The organism is Albidovulum denitrificans, from assembly GCF_002973535.1.
GTDB classification, from domain to species: Bacteria; Pseudomonadota; Alphaproteobacteria; order Rhodobacterales; family Rhodobacteraceae; genus Albidovulum; species Albidovulum denitrificans.
On sequence record NZ_PVEP01000001.1, the window covers coordinates 448,059 to 462,536 of the forward strand.

The following is a 14,478-nucleotide window of genomic DNA, read 5'->3' on the forward strand; positions in this document are numbered from 1 at the left end:
CATGTTCCAGAAGATCCTGATCGCCAACCGGGGCGAAATCGCGCTGCGCGTCGTGCGCGCCTGCCGCGAAATGGGCATCCGCTCCGTCGCCGTCCATTCCACCGCCGACAGCGACGCGATGCATGTGCGCATGGCCGATGAAAGCGTCTGCATCGGGCCGAATTCCTCGGCGCAAAGCTACCTTTCCATCCCCGCCATCATCTCGGCCTGCGAGATCACGGGCGCGGACGCGATCCACCCCGGCTATGGATTCCTGTCCGAAAACGCCAGCTTCGTGCAGGCGCTTGAGGATCACGGCATCACCTTCATCGGCCCCACGGCGGAACATATCCGCATCATGGGCGACAAGATCACCGCCAAGGAAACCGCGAAATCGCTGGGCATCCCGGTGGTTCCGGGGTCCGACGGCGGGGTGCCGGACACGGCCGCCGCCAAGACGGTCGCGAAGGAAATCGGCTATCCGGTCATCATCAAGGCCACCGCCGGCGGCGGCGGGCGCGGCATGAAGGTCGCGCAGGACGAAGAGGGCCTTGAGATCGCCTTCCGCACCGCCCGGTCCGAGGCCAAGGCCGCCTTCGGCAATGACGAGGTCTATATCGAGAAATACCTCCAGCGCCCGCGCCATATCGAGATCCAGGTCTTCGGCGACGGCAAGGGCAACGCGGTTCATCTGGGCGAACGCGACTGTTCGCTGCAACGCCGCCACCAGAAGGTGTTCGAGGAAGCGCCGGGGCCGGTCATCACCCCCGAACAGCGCGCCGAGATCGGCGGCATCTGCGCCCGCGCGGTCGCCGCGATCAACTATATCGGCGCCGGGACGATCGAGTTCCTGTTCGAGGACGGAGAGTTCTATTTCATCGAGATGAACACGCGGCTTCAGGTCGAACATCCGGTGACCGAAGGCATCTTCGGCGTCGATCTGGTGCGCGAACAGATCCGCGTGGCCGAAGGCATGCCGATGTCCTTCACCCAAGACGATCTGGTCATCAACGGCCACGCGATCGAGGTGCGGATCAACGCCGAAAAGCTGCCGAACTTCTCGCCCAGCCCCGGCAAGATCACCCAGTATCACGCGCCGGGCGGGCTTGGCGTGCGGATGGATTCGGCGCTTTACGACGGCTACAGGATACCGCCCTATTACGACAGCCTGATCGGCAAGCTGATCGTCCATGGCCGCGACCGGCCCGAGGCGCTGGCCCGCCTGCACCGCGCGCTGGGGGAGTTGATCGTGGACGGCGTCGACACCACCGTGCCGCTCTTCCACGCGCTTCTGGCGGAACCCGACATCCAGAATGGCGATTACTCGATCCACTGGCTGGAAAAGTGGCTGGCCCAGCAATTCGGCGGATGATCTTTTCGGCGGGGGCGGCGCCATGCTGACCCCGCAGATCATGCTCTCTGCCTATGCGCAGGGCATCTTTCCGATGGCGGAATCGCGCGATGCGGGCGATCTGCACTGGGTCGACCCCCGGTTTCGCGGGATCTTCCCCCTGTCAAATTTCCACATTTCCCGATCCCTTGCGCGGCGAATACGCCAGGGGACTTATACAATTCGAACAAATTCCGAGTTCTCCGGCGTCGTCCGCGCCTGCGCCGAACGGCCCGAAACCTGGATCAACGACCAGCTTTTCGGCCTTTATGACGCGCTGCACCAGATGGGCCATGCCCAAAGCCTTGAGGTCTGGGAAGGCGATACGCTGACCGGCGGCGTCTTCGGCCTGACGCTTGGCGCGGCCTTCTTCGGGGAAAGCATGTTCTCCCGCCGGACCGATGCGTCAAAGATCGCGCTGGCCTATCTGGTGGACCGGCTGAAGGTCGCGGGCTTCACGCTTTTCGACACGCAGTTCCTGACCCCGCATCTGGCGTCCCTTGGCGCGGTGGAAATCCCGCGCGCTGCCTACCGGGCGCAACTGGCCGATGCCTTGCGGAAAGCTGCGGATTTCAACGCGGTCGCGGTCCCCGCGCCTCAACTCGTCTTGCAGCGAAGCAGCCAGACGTCATAGCGCGGATCGTCCAGCGCCGACAGCGCCGGGCTGGACGCCACCATCCAGCCGGAAAACTCGGTCTTGCCGCTGCGGCGGTCGGCGATGTCCAGATGCGCGAAGGCGTTCGATGTCGGGTCATCCACCGGATAGCGGCAGTCGGACACGGTGACGTTCAGCCGCCCGAACTCCACGCTGCCGCCCGCCAGGACGTCCAGATCCTCGGTCAGGCCGGTGTTCTTGTCGAGCGCGCGCAGGACCGCCCCCCCGGCGCTTGCGACCTCTTGCGCGGCGGCCGGGGCCGCGAGTGCCAGAAGGGCAAGGCAGGCGAACCCCTTCATGGGGCGCTGCCTTCGTCCGCATTCGACCCGCCGCCGACGAATTTCATCAAAAGCGAAATCACGCTGACGGCGCCTTGGGTATCCTCGATCTCATCCCCCGCGGCCAGATCGTCGGGGCTGCCGCCCGGCTGAATCTCGACGAAAGCGCCGCCCAGAAGCCCTTCGGAGGCGACGATGATCGTGCTGTCCGACGGCACCGAGATGCCCTTTTGCACATCGACCGTGGCATCGGCGCGGAAGGTCGCCGGGTTCAGCGCCAGCGCGGTGACGGTGCCGACCTTGACGCCCGACATGCGCACATCGGTGCCGACGGTGATCCCCTCGACCGACCGGAAACTGGCCTTCAGCGCATAGCTGTCGCCGCGCGGCATGAAGCCCGCGCCACCCGCCGCATAGGCGAAGAAGCCGATCGCGACGGCAAGCACCCCGGCGCCGGTCAGGACCTCTGTCGCGCTTTCGCTCATTGCGCGTCCGGGCTCCAGGCTTCGTAATCCTGCCGCTTCACCGGATGCTCCAGCAGGATCGAGCCGCGCGGCACATAGGCAAGCGGCGTCCCGGTCATGTTTTCCTGATGCGGCTTTTCCCAGGCCTTGTGCGGCAGCGCCGCCTTGGTCGGCGGCTCATCCCACGTGAAATGCAGCCAGCCGTGCCAGTCGGGGCTGACCCGGCTTGCCTCCGACTCACCGTTATAGATCACCCAGCGCCGCTTGCCGTCGCGGGTCTGGTAGAAGACGTTGCCCTGATCGTCCTCACCCACCTTCACCCCGCGCCGGGCGGTAAAGATCTGCGTGCCAAGCGTCTGGCCGTTCCACCAGGTCAGAAGGCGAAGCAGGAAATTCATCGGGGACCTCCGGGCGTTGCTGCCCCCTTATAGCGCAGGCACGGGCAAGGTCCAGAGGGCGTGGACCGATCCGCCGCCGACGCGGCGGCCCTGCGGCATCAAAGCCCCCGCAAAGGCAAAGGGCGCGCAGTCACCCGCGCGCCCTTCGCATAACCCTGGGGTGGCTCAGCCCGCCGTCGCGGCCTTTTCGCCCTTCGAATCCGCGTGGATCAGAAGCGGCTTGGCGCCGGAATCCACCGCCTCTTCGTTGACCACCACTTCCTCGACCGAGGTCAGGCCGGGCAGTTCGAACATGGTATCCAGAAGGATGTCCTCCATGATCGAACGCAGCCCCCGCGCGCCGGTCTTGCGCTTGATCGCGCGCTTGGCGATGGCGGTCAGCGCGTCGGCGGTGAAGGTCAGCTTCACGTCCTCCAGGTCGAAAAGCCGCTGATACTGCTTGACCAGCGCGTTCTTCGGCTCCGTCAGGATGGTGACCAGCGCGTCTTCGTCCAGATCGGTCAGCGTCGCGATCACCGGCAGGCGGCCGACGAATTCCGGGATCAGGCCGAATTTCAGCAGGTCTTCCGGCTCAAGCTCATGGAACAGCTCGCCCACGCCGCGCGCATCGGGGTCCTTCACATCGGCGCCAAAGCCGATGGCCGATCCCTTGCCGCGCATCGCGATGATCTTTTCCAGCCCCGCGAAGGCGCCGCCGCAGATGAAAAGGATATTGGTCGTGTCCACTTGCAGGAATTCCTGCTGCGGATGCTTGCGCCCGCCCTGCGGCGGAACAGAGGCGACCGTGCCTTCCATGATCTTCAGAAGCGCCTGCTGCACGCCCTCCCCCGACACGTCGCGGGTGATGGAGGGGTTGTCGGACTTGCGCGTGATCTTGTCGACCTCGTCGATATAGACGATGCCGCGCTGCGCGCGCTCGACGTTGTATTCGCTGGCCTGAAGCAGTTTCAGGATGATGTTTTCCACATCCTCGCCGACATAGCCCGCCTCGGTCAGCGTGGTCGCGTCGGCCATGGTGAACGGCACGTCGAGGATACGCGCCAGCGTCTGCGCCAGAAGCGTCTTGCCGCAGCCGGTGGGGCCGATCAGCAGGATGTTCGACTTCGCCAGTTCGATATCGCCCGATTTGGAGGCGTGGTTCAGCCGCTTGTAATGGTTGTGAACGGCAACCGACAGCACGCGCTTGGCATGCATCTGGCCGATGACATAGTCGTCCAGAACCTTGCAGATATCGCGCGGCGTCGGCACCCCGTCGGCCGATTTCAGCCCGGTGGATTTCGTCTCCTCGCGGATGATGTCCATGCACAGTTCGACGCATTCATCGCAGATGAACACGGTCGGCCCGGCGATCAGCTTGCGCACCTCATGCTGGCTCTTGCCGCAGAAAGAGCAATAGAGGGTGTTCTTGCTGTCGCTGCCTGAATTCGTCGCCATCGTCATCCTCTGCGGTCCGCGCCCGTTCGCGCGCGCGTTAACTTCAACTTTTTGACTGCCCTTTTCGACAAGATTAGGGCAGCCCCGGTATCACCACAATGCCAAATTCCCTTACCCCGCGCCCGCACCGGCGCGGGAGGGGGTCACGATTTGGCGTCCTCGCCCGTCCGGGCCGCCAGAATCTCGTCAATCAGGCCCCAGTCCTTGGCTTCCTCGGGCGACATGAAGTTGTCGCGCTCAAGCGCTGCCTCGACCTTCTTGACCGGCTGGCCGGTGTGCTTGTGGTAGATATCGTTCAGGCGATCCTTGAGTTTCTGGGTCTCCTGCGCGTGGATCATGATATCCGTCGCCTGCCCCTGATAGCCGCCCGAAGGCTGGTGAACCATGACCCGGCTGTTGGGGAGCGAGAAGCGCATCCCCTTTTCGCCCGCCGTCAGCAGGAGCGAGCCCATCGAGGCCGCCTGACCGATCACCAGCGTGGACACTTTCGGCCGGATGTACTGCATTGTGTCGTAAATCGACAGGCCCGAGGTCACGACACCGCCGGGCGAGTTGATGTACATCGCGATTTCCTTCGACGGATTCTCCGCCTCAAGGAACAGGAGCTGGGCGCAGATCAGGGTCGACATGCCGTCATGGACCGGCCCCGACAGGAAGATGATCCGCTCCTTCAGAAGGCGCGAAAAGATGTCATAGGCCCGTTCCCCGCGTGAGGTCTGTTCGACCACCATCGGCACGAGGGTATTCATGTAGATATCCAAGGGGTCTTTCATGCTCTTCCGCCTGCTGCTGTTCCCTGGGTCCGATGCTTATGCGCCGATCCTTGCCAGAGTCTTAGTGGCGCGCACCGGGGCCTGCAAGGGCCGGTGGCCATAACGATCCGTGCGGTTCTTGCATCGCGCCCTTCCGCCTGCCAAGGATGGCGCCAAGGGAGACAGGCAAATGGTTGATATTCCGTCACGAACGGCCAGCGATCTGGCCAGCGCCATCGCCACCGGGCATGTCAGCGCCGAAACGGTGATGGCGGCCTTTCTCGACCGTATCTTGGCCCTCAACCCGGCGCTGAACGCGATCGTCTCGCTGCGCCCGGCGGACGCGCTTCTGGCCGAGGCGCGCGCGGCCGATGCGGCTGGCCCGCGCGGGCCGCTTCACGGGCTGCCCGTCGCGGTCAAGGATCTGGTCGCGACGAAGGGGCTGCGCACCACCTATGGCTCCCCCCTTTACGCCGATTTCGTGCCTGCGGCGGATGATTTTGTCGCCGAACGGATGCGGGCGGCGGGCGCCATCTTCATCGGCAAGACCAACACCCCGGAATGGGGCCAGGGCTCGCACAGCTTCAACCCGGTCCATGGCGTGACCCGCAACCCCTATGACCCTGCCCGCAGCGCGGGCGGATCGTCGGGCGGTGCGGCGGCGGCGCTGGCGGCGCGGATGGTGCCGCTTGCCGACGGGTCGGACATGATGGGGTCGCTGAGGAACCCGGCGGCGTTCTGCAACGTCTATGGCTTCCGCCCGACATGGGGCCTGATCCCGCAGGACGCGGTGGGCGACACCTACCTTGCGACGCTTGCGACCGACGGCCCGATGGCGCGCGCGCCCGAAGACCTTCTGCTCCTCTTGCGCGTCCTTGCCGGGCCGTCGCCCACCGTCCCCTTCTGCCGGACGGAGGCGCTGCCCGACCGGCTGAACCCCGCCGATTGCCGGGGCCTCAGGATCGGCTGGCTGGGCGACTGGGGCGGGGCCTATCCGATGGAGGACGGCATCCTTGGCACCGTCGAGGGCGCGCTGAGGACATTCGAGGGGCTTGGCGCGCGGGTCGAACCTGTCGCGCCGCCCTATCCGGCCGAAAAGCTCTGGTCCGCCTGGATCACGCTTCGGGCGATGCTGAACGCCGGGGCCAAGCGCGCGCTCTGGGACAACCCCGCCAAGCGCGCCCTTCTCAAGCCCGAGACGCAATGGGAGATCGAGCAAGGGCTGGGCCTGACCGCGCAGGCGGTTTATGAGGCGAGCGAGGTCCGGTCCCGCTGGCACGCCCGCGCCGCGCGGTTGTTCGAGAGCTACGACGCGCTGGTCCTGCCTTCGGCGCAGGTCTGGCCCTTCCCCGCCGACTGGCGCTGGCCCGAGGCGATCGCCGGGCGCGGGATGGATACCTATCACCGCTGGATGGAGGTTGTCGTCCCGGTCAGCCTGATCGGCCTGCCCGCCCTTGCCGCCCCGGCGGGGTTCGGCCCCACCGGCCTGCCCATGGGCTTTCAGATCTTCGGCCCGCAGGGGTCGGACGCCAAACTCCTCTCCATCGGCGCGGCCTGGCATCAGGCGACGGACTGGCCCGGCCGCCGCCCGCCCGCCTTGCCATCCTGACCCTCTGCGTTGGAGCGTTTCGCGTTCCTTCGCAGTCACGCGACACGCTCCAACCCTTTGATTTCGCATGTTCGGGAAGCACGAAAACCGGTTTCCACTTTTCGTGCAACATGCGTTAGGCTTCCCCCCATGACCCGCTCTGCCATCATCGTCGCCCATGGCCAGCCCTCCGACCCCGCCCCGGCCGAGGCGGAGATCGCGGCGCTGGCAACCTCCGTCGCGGCGCATCTGCCGGGATGGGACATCCGGTCCGCCACGCTCGCGGCACCCGGCGCGCTTGACCGGGCGGTGGCGGGGCTGACCGCGCCGCTGATCTTTCCCTTCTTCATCGCCGATGGCTGGTTCATCCGCACCGCCCTGCCCGACCGTCTGGCGAAGGCGGGGGTGTCGGACGGAACCGTCCTGACGCCCTTCGGCCTCTTGCCCCAGGTCAAGGCGCTGGCAGGTGACGCGGCGGCGGCGGCGGCACAGCGCCACGGCTGGTCCTGCGCGGAAACGGTGCTGGTCATCGCCGCCCACGGATCGGGCCGCAGCCCCCACCCGGCCCAGGCCGCCGGGGCAACGGCCGAGGCCATCGCGGCAACCCACGGCTTCGCCGCGATCCGCATCGGCTTTATCGAGGAACCGCCCCACCTTGCCGATGAGGCCGCCCATGCCGGGCTGCGCGCGATCTGCCTGCCGCTTTTCGTGGCCCGCTGGGGCCATACCGAAACCGACATTCCCGAAGCGCTGCGCAAGGCGGAATTCAGCGGCGTCCTGCTTGACCCGCTCGGCACCCTGCCCGAGGCCCCGAAGCTGATCGCCGGGGCCATCGCCGGATCACTTTAACGCGGTGGCCGCGATGATACGGCCGGGGCCGGGTTCCTGAAGGATCACCACGATGGGCTGGGAATCGGACACCGAAACATCCATCGACAAGGGCGCGCTGCCGTCCCATGTGCCAAGGCTGTGCCATTCGGTCACGATATTGCGATAGGAGATTTCGCGCCCGGCATTCTCGCCCGACCTGATCTCGACCGTCTCCTCGGGCTTGTAGCGCACCAGTTGCACCACCGCGCCCTGCGGCAGATGCCCGACCGGGCGGGCAGAGATGGCCAGCGTCCCGCCCTTGCGCGCCACGTCCAGCACCGCCTGTTCCGGCATCGCCTCATAGCGCTTGATCAGCGCCGTCAGCTCGGCGGGCCGCGCGCCGACCAGATGCTCCATCCCGTCGACGATCATCTGCGGCGTATAGATCGTGCGCGCCCCCGCCGCGCGGGCATAGGCGCGCTGGCGTTCGGTGAACTGGGGGGAGCCGAAAACATCCTTCCAGCCGATATAATCCCAGTAATCGACATGCAGCGCCAGCGCGATGACATCGCCGCGATCGGCAAGCCCGGCCAGGATCTCATCCGCCGGCGGGCAGGACGAACAGCCTTGCGAGGTATAAAGCTCCACCACCACGGAACCCTGCCCCTGATCGTCCGCCATTGCCAATCCCGCCACGCCAAGCCAAACGGCCAGCGCGGCACCGATGCGTGCCTTCATGTCCAGTCTTTCCGTCGTCTCTTGTCCCCTTGCGGGCATATCCAAGCCGAAGCGCTTTTGCCAATCAAGGTTTTGAGAGAGATTTCGATCTATGCTGGCTTGCGCGAAACGGTACACAATAGTATACAGCCGCCCGACGGAGCCTTGATCGAAGCCGCCTGTTGCGGCATTACGCTGACAAGACCCCGACCGAGCTTCACTTCTGAAGGGAGATCCCATGCCCATCGTCACCGGAACTGATACCGCCAAGACGCGCAAGACGCTGTCTGTCGGCGGCAAGAGCTTTGACTATTACTCGATCCCGGCCGCCGAGGCCGCGGGGCTTGGCTCCTTCGGGAAGCTCCCGGCCTCGCTCAAGGTCGTGCTGGAAAACATGCTGCGCTTCGAGGATGGCGGGCGCACCGTCAGCGTCGAGGACATCAAGGCGTTTTCCGAATGGGGCGCCAAGGGCGGCAAGAACCCGCGTGAGATCGCCTATCGCCCGGCCCGCGTGCTGATGCAGGATTTTACCGGCGTTCCGGCGGTCGTCGACCTTGCCGCGATGCGCGACGGGATCAAGGCGCTGGGCGGCGACGCGCAGAAGATCAACCCGCTGAACCCCGTCGATCTGGTCATCGACCATTCGGTCATGATCGACGAATTCGGCAATCCGCGCGCCTTCCAGATGAACGTGGACCGCGAATATGAGCGGAACATGGAACGCTACGTCTTCCTCAAATGGGGTCAGAACGCGTTTCAGAACTTCCGCGTCGTGCCGCCCGGCACCGGCATCTGCCACCAGGTCAACCTTGAATACCTCGCCCAGACGGTCTGGACCGACACCGATCAGGATGGGGCCGAAGTCGCCTACCCGGATACGCTGGTCGGCACCGACAGCCACACCACCATGGTCAACGGCCTTGCCGTTCTCGGCTGGGGCGTCGGCGGGATCGAGGCCGAGGCCGCGATGCTGGGGCAGCCGGTCTCGATGCTGATCCCCGAGGTTGTGGGTTTCAAGCTGACCGGCGAGATGGTCGAAGGCACGACCGGCACCGATCTGGTGCTGAAGGTCGTCCAGATGCTGCGCAAGCACGGCGTTGTCGGCAAGTTCGTCGAATTCTACGGCCCCGGCCTTGACAACCTGCCGCTGGCGCAGCGCGCCACCATCGCCAACATGGCCCCCGAATACGGCGCCACCTGCGGCTTCTTCCCGATCGACGACGAGACGCTGCGCTACCTGCGCCAGACCGGCCGGGATGAAGACCGCATCGCGCTGGTCGAGGCCTATGCCAAGGAAAACGGCTTCTGGCGCGGCGCGGATTACGATCCGGTCTATACCTCGACCCTGCATCTGGACATGGGCGAAATCGTTCCGGCCATCTCCGGCCCGAAGCGCCCGCAGGACTATGTTGCGCTGACCGAAGCGGCGTCGAGCTTTTACAAGGTCGTCACCGATTTTCGCGGCACCGACACGTCGAAAGACGCCAAGGAAATGGCCGATGAGGGCGGCGCGGTCGCGGTGGCCGACAAGGCGGACCTGCGCAAATCCGCCGCCGTCGCGGGAGAGGATTACAAGCTTCACGACGGCTCGGTCGTGATCGCCTCCATCACCTCCTGCACCAACACCTCGAACCCCTATGTGCTGATCGGCGCCGGTCTGGTCGCCCGCAAGGCCCGCGCGCTGGGCCTGAACCGCAAGCCCTGGGTCAAGACCTCGCTTGCCCCCGGCTCGCAGGTCGTCAGCGAATATCTTGAGGCCGCCGGTCTGCAAGAGGACCTCGACGCCGTCGGCTTCAACCTCGTCGGCTACGGCTGCACCACCTGCATCGGCAACTCCGGCCCGCTTCAGCCCGAGATTTCGAAGTCGATCAACGACAATGACCTGATCGCGGTGTCGGTCCTCTCCGGCAACCGCAACTTCGAAGGCCGGATCAGCCCGGATGTGCGCGCCAACTACCTCGCCTCGCCGCCGCTGGTCGTGGCCTATGCGCTGGCCGGTGACATGAATATCGACATCACCACCGAACCGCTTGGCACTTCGAAGGACGGCAAGGACGTCTACCTGAAAGACATCTGGCCCACCAATCAGGAGATCGCGGAGCTGGTGGAGAAGGTCGTCACCCGTGAGGCGTTCCAGAAGAAATACGCCGATGTCTTCAAGGGCGACGCCAAGTGGCAGGGCGTGAAGGTCACGGAGTCCGAGACCTATGACTGGCCGCCGAGTTCCACCTACATCCAGAACCCGCCCTACTTCCAGGGCATGGGCAAGGAACCCGGCACGATCCACAACATCGACGGCGCCCGTATCCTCGCCCTTCTGGGCGACATGATCACGACCGACCACATCAGCCCGGCAGGCTCCTTCAAGCCGACGACGCCTGCGGGCAAATACCTGACCGACCGGCAGGTCGCGCCGAAGGACTTCAACAGCTACGGCTCGCGCCGCGGCAACCATGAGGTCATGATGCGCGGCACCTTCGCCAATATCCGCATCAAGAACGAGATGCTGGACGGCGTCGAAGGCGGCTACACGAAAGGCCCCGACGGCAAGGAAACGACGATCTTCGACGCCTCGATGGCCTATCAGGAGGCGGGAACCCCGCTGGTCGTCATCGGCGGCATCGAATATGGCGCAGGCTCCTCGCGCGACTGGGCGGCGAAGGGGACCAACCTTCTGGGCGTCAAGGCGGTGATCGCAGAGTCGTTCGAACGCATCCACCGCTCCAACCTCGTCGGCATGGGCGTGATTCCGTTCGAGTTCACCGGCGGTGACAATCGCAAGACGCTGGGCCTGAAGGGGGATGAGGTGATCTCCATCGACGGACTGGAAGGCGATCTGAAACCGCTCAGCCTTGTTCCCTGCACGATCCGCTACGCGGACGGGACCGAAAAGACGATCCAGATCAAGTGCCGGATCGATACCGGGGTCGAGAAGGAATATGTCGAAAACGGCGGCGTGCTGCACTATGTGCTGCGCAACCTCGCCAAGGGCTGAGGTGGTCCTTCGACAATGACCTGATCCAACCGCGACGCGAAGCCGCGTCGCGGTTTGCTCTCTGCCATTGAAATGCTTGGATTTTGCGGCGATTGTGCGCCCAGCCGTAAGGCACATAACAAGTGGACAGTGAAAAATGGCATTATCAACCGAACAACAAATGCTCGTCGAGCAGCGGCTCGCGAATGACAAGAAATCGACTTTAGTCGCGTATCTGCTGTGGTTCTTCTTCGGCGGACTGGGCGCGCACCGGTTCTACCTCGGGCGGACGGGATCGGCGATCGCGATGCTGGCTCTGGCCGTCGTCGGCGTGCTGACCTTTGCGATCATCATCGGCATTCCTCTGCTGATCGCTGTCGGCATCTGGGCGCTGGTCGACGCCTTCCTCATCCCCGGCATGATCGAGCAGCTGACCCGCGAGGCCCGCGCGCAGATCACGGCCGAGATTTCGGCGACGAGCGGCGGGGTCTGATCCCCCGGCCCGGCGGACCGGACCTACGTGACCTTCAAGGCGGGCCTTCGGGTCCGCCTTTTTCATGCCCGCCCCCGACTCAGCGTTAACGAAACCTTTCATTGGCCGCGCTGGGGAAATGGTAAGGGCCAATCCCGGCCCTTGTCGCCCCCAGCAACCCGCTGAGGCCCGCCCGCGCCCTGTTTCTTGACGCCCGCGCGGCAACGGCCCATTCAGGACCCACAGGCAAGACGAAAGGAGCGGTAGGTGAAGGGATTGATGAACAGGTTGCCGTTTGTACCGAGTATGGTGTGGCTGGAAGGCTTGGGGCTGTTGTTCCTGATCTACGCAACGCGGACACACTGACGGCCCGCCGCCGCGGAGAGCAGCTACTCCGCGGCGGCCTTTTTCAATCCCGCGCGGATCACCTCATCCAGAGAGCGTTCCGTGATCGGACCGGGGAAACGGTCAACCACCTTGCCATCGCCGTCGATGATGAAGGTTTCCGGCACCCCGTAGATGCCCCAGTCGATCCCCATCCGGCCGCTTTCATCCGTGCCGATCGCGGCATAGGGATTGCCAAGGGCAGACAGGAAACCAAGCGCCGCGTCGGGCTTGTCCTTGTAGTTCACGCCATAGATCGTGACGCCCTCGGCCTTCAGCGTTTCAAGGTTCGGATGCTCCGCCCGGCAGGGCGCGCACCAGCTGGCCCAGAAGTTCACCAGCTTGACCTTGCCGTCCTTCAGATCTGCATCCGAAAAGACCGGCAGATCCGCCAGTTGCGCCACCGCCACCGGGGGCGCCTGCCGCCCGGTCAGGGTGGAGGGCAGCGCATTCGGGTCCTCGCGGTTCATGCCCAGGACGAACATCGCGGCGATGCCCGCGAAAAGCACCGGCGGCAGCAGCATCAAGGGGGAAACCTTAGCCATGCCGCCCCATCCGCCGTTCCTGATCCTCAAGCCGCTTGCGCATCCGCGCCGATTGCCGCAGCGATTGCCAGACAAGCCCGAGGATAAGGACGATGGTCACGCCATAGGCCCCAAGGACAGTGCCTGCATATTTGCCAAGCTCCACCATCACGCCATCCTTTCCCGCGCCTCAAGCGCGCGCAGCCGCCGCGCCCGGATCTCTGTCCGGGTGCGGAACAGGACCAGCGTCAGGAACAGAAGCCCGAACCCCGCCATCGACAGCCAGAGCGGCCAGGCAAAGACATCGGCCACATGCTCTTCCTTGTCGAGCGACAGCGACGCGCCCTGATGCAGGCCCTGGTTCCAGAACAGCACCGCATAGCGGGAAAGCAGCGCAAAGACCGATCCGACAAGGCAAAGGACCGAGGTCAGGTCGGCCGCCGTGTCGGGATCGTCGACCGCGCCCCAAAGCGCGATATAGCCAAGGTAGAAGAGGAAGAGGATCAGAAAGGCCGTCAGCCGCGGGTCCCAGGCCCACCAGGTCCCCCACATCGGCTGGCCCCAGATCGCCCCGGTGAAAAGCGCGATCAGGGTCATCGTCATCCCGATCGGCGCCGCCGCCTTGGCCGCAAGCGCCGAGACATGGTGGCGCCGGATCAGCCAGACCAGCGAGGTGACCAGCATCATCGCCCAGCAATTGATCGCCATCATCGCGGACGGCACATGGATATAGATGATCTTGACGGTCGAGCCCTGCCGGTAATCGTCCGGCGTAAAGAAGAAGCCCCAGATGAGGCCGCTCAGAAGGCTTGCCACGGCAAGACCCGTCACCCAGGGCAAGGCCCAGGACGAGGTCTCCATGAACTTCTTCGGGTTTGCGTATTCCCAGATCGACATGGCGCCCTTGCTAACGGTTCAGTCCGGCACGCTCAATACACATATCACGGCGGCGGCTAACGCAGATTGACGCGGATTGCCGCAGCCGCCGCGAAAGGCAGGATCGCGATCGTGCCAAGCGTGATCCCCGCCATCATCAGAAGCGGCGTCGCGGTCGCCAGCCCCTCGCCCCCGCGCCGCGCGGCCTCGGCCCCGTAGATCAGCGTCGGGATGTAAAGCGGCAGCACCAGAAGCGACAGAAGAAGGCCGCCGCGTTTCAGCCCGACGGTCAGCGCCGCTCCGAAAGTGCCGATCATCGACAGCGCCGGGGTGCCGATAAGAAGCGACAGAAGAAGCGGCTGGAAAGCGGGGAGCGGCAGGTTCAGCAGCACGCCCAGAACCGGCGCCGCCAGCGTCAGCGGCAGGCCCGTGGTCAGCCAATGGGCCAGCGCCTTGACCGCCACCGCCCCCTCCATCGGGATCGGCGCCGTGGCGAGCAGGTCGAGAGAGCCATCCTCGCGGTCAAGCGCGAAGATCCGGTCAAGCGAGAGAAGGCAGGCGAGAAGCGCGCCGACCCAGAGGATGCCGGGCGCGATCTTCGCCAGCGTCCCGCCCTCAGGCCCGACGCCGAAGGGGACCAGGACGGTGACGATGAGGAAGAACGCAAGGCTGAGGCCAAAGCCGCCACCCGCCCGCGTGGCAAGCCGGAGATCGCGCAGGAGGAGCGCCAGCATCAGGCGGTTCCTTTCGCGGAGAGGCCGGGGCGCTGCCCCGGACCCCGGA

16 protein-coding genes are annotated in these 14,478 nt (G+C 65.2%); 6 read left to right on the forward strand and 10 right to left on the reverse strand.

The window, feature by feature from the left end; all coding sequences use genetic code 11:
• Position 1 precedes the first annotated feature (1 nt).
• Together accC and aat are read left to right on the forward strand one after the other, a co-directional pair.
• The gene (gene accC, locus LX70_RS02095; RefSeq protein WP_105512873.1) at positions 2-1,351 is read left to right on the forward strand and encodes an acetyl-CoA carboxylase biotin carboxylase subunit; all 1,350 of its coding nucleotides are present in this window, start codon (positions 2-4) and stop codon (positions 1,349-1,351) included.
• Positions 1,352-1,373: 22 nt separating this feature from the next.
• The gene (gene aat / locus LX70_RS02100; protein ID WP_211301647.1) at positions 1,374-2,003 is read left to right on the forward strand and encodes a leucyl/phenylalanyl-tRNA--protein transferase; all 630 of its coding nucleotides are present in this window, start codon (positions 1,374-1,376) and stop codon (positions 2,001-2,003) included.
• Here the strand turns inward: aat and LX70_RS02105 are convergent.
• The 5 genes from LX70_RS02105 to LX70_RS02125 all read right to left on the reverse strand — a co-directional run bounded on the left by LX70_RS02105 (position 1,967) and on the right by LX70_RS02125 (position 5,371).
• On the reverse strand, positions 1,967-2,323 hold the full coding sequence (locus tag LX70_RS02105) for a DUF2155 domain-containing protein (protein ID WP_105512875.1): 357 nt from the start codon (positions 2,321-2,323) through the stop codon (positions 1,967-1,969). The two genes, aat and LX70_RS02105, sit on opposite strands and share 37 nt — an antisense overlap.
• Positions 2,320-2,787 (reverse strand): outer membrane lipid asymmetry maintenance protein MlaD, encoded by a 468-nt coding sequence (gene mlaD / locus LX70_RS02110; protein WP_105512876.1) that lies wholly within the window; start codon positions 2,785-2,787, stop codon positions 2,320-2,322. The genes LX70_RS02105 and mlaD overlap by 4 nt, the downstream gene beginning before the upstream one ends.
• A complete protein-coding gene (locus LX70_RS02115) occupies positions 2,784-3,164 on the reverse strand; it encodes an NADH:ubiquinone oxidoreductase subunit NDUFA12 (RefSeq protein ID WP_105512877.1) in 381 nt (126 codons plus the stop codon). Before LX70_RS02115 ends, mlaD begins: the two co-directional genes overlap by 4 nt.
• 165 nt (positions 3,165-3,329) lie before the next feature.
• A complete protein-coding gene (clpX, locus tag LX70_RS02120) occupies positions 3,330-4,598 on the reverse strand; it encodes an ATP-dependent Clp protease ATP-binding subunit ClpX (RefSeq protein WP_105512878.1) in 1,269 nt (422 codons plus the stop codon).
• 143 nt (positions 4,599-4,741) lie between these two features.
• On the reverse strand, positions 4,742-5,371 hold the full coding sequence (locus tag LX70_RS02125; RefSeq protein WP_105512879.1) for an ATP-dependent Clp protease proteolytic subunit: 630 nt from the start codon (positions 5,369-5,371) through the stop codon (positions 4,742-4,744).
• Between the two features lie 169 nt (positions 5,372-5,540).
• On the opposite strand from LX70_RS02125, the gene LX70_RS02130 reads away from it, so the two are divergent.
• Both LX70_RS02130 and LX70_RS02135 read left to right on the forward strand, forming a co-directional pair.
• Positions 5,541-6,959 carry an amidase gene (locus LX70_RS02130; RefSeq protein WP_105512880.1) on the forward strand — a complete coding sequence of 473 codons (1,419 nt, stop codon included), beginning with the start codon at positions 5,541-5,543 and terminating at the stop codon, positions 6,957-6,959.
• Between the two features lie 129 nt (positions 6,960-7,088).
• Positions 7,089-7,787 (forward strand): CbiX/SirB N-terminal domain-containing protein, encoded by a 699-nt coding sequence (locus tag LX70_RS02135; protein ID WP_105512881.1) that lies wholly within the window; start codon positions 7,089-7,091, stop codon positions 7,785-7,787.
• On the opposite strand, the gene LX70_RS02140 is transcribed toward LX70_RS02135, so the two are convergent.
• Entirely contained in the window at positions 7,779-8,486 is a 708-nt protein-coding gene (locus LX70_RS02140; RefSeq protein WP_245884897.1) for a DUF1223 domain-containing protein, read from the reverse strand. The two genes, LX70_RS02135 and LX70_RS02140, sit on opposite strands and share 9 nt — an antisense overlap.
• 217 nt (positions 8,487-8,703) lie before the next feature.
• On the opposite strand from LX70_RS02140, the gene acnA reads away from it, so the two are divergent.
• Together acnA and LX70_RS02150 are read left to right on the forward strand one after the other, a co-directional pair.
• Positions 8,704-11,460, forward strand: coding sequence for an aconitate hydratase AcnA (acnA, locus tag LX70_RS02145; RefSeq protein ID WP_105512882.1), 2,757 nt, complete (start codon positions 8,704-8,706; stop codon positions 11,458-11,460).
• Positions 11,461-11,620: 160 nt separating this feature from the next.
• Positions 11,621-11,932, forward strand: a complete 312-nt coding sequence (locus tag LX70_RS02150; RefSeq protein WP_105512883.1) for a TM2 domain-containing protein — start codon at positions 11,621-11,623, stop codon at positions 11,930-11,932.
• 368 nt (positions 11,933-12,300) lie between these two features.
• On the opposite strand, the gene LX70_RS02155 is transcribed toward LX70_RS02150, so the two are convergent.
• The 4 genes from LX70_RS02155 to ccmB are packed head-to-tail and all read right to left on the reverse strand — an operon-like array spanning position 12,301 to position 14,429.
• Entirely contained in the window at positions 12,301-12,840 is a 540-nt protein-coding gene (locus tag LX70_RS02155) for a DsbE family thiol:disulfide interchange protein (RefSeq protein WP_105512884.1), read from the reverse strand.
• On the reverse strand, positions 12,833-12,988 hold the full coding sequence (ccmD, locus tag LX70_RS02160) for a heme exporter protein CcmD (RefSeq protein WP_342747658.1): 156 nt from the start codon (positions 12,986-12,988) through the stop codon (positions 12,833-12,835). The genes LX70_RS02155 and ccmD overlap by 8 nt, the downstream gene beginning before the upstream one ends.
• Entirely contained in the window at positions 12,988-13,716 is a 729-nt protein-coding gene (locus LX70_RS02165; protein WP_105512886.1) for a heme ABC transporter permease, read from the reverse strand. Before LX70_RS02165 ends, ccmD begins: the two co-directional genes overlap by 1 nt.
• A gap of 56 nt (positions 13,717-13,772) precedes the next feature.
• A complete protein-coding gene (gene ccmB / locus LX70_RS02170; RefSeq protein WP_105512887.1) occupies positions 13,773-14,429 on the reverse strand; it encodes a heme exporter protein CcmB in 657 nt (218 codons plus the stop codon).
• Between the last annotated feature and the right edge of the window lie 49 nt (positions 14,430-14,478).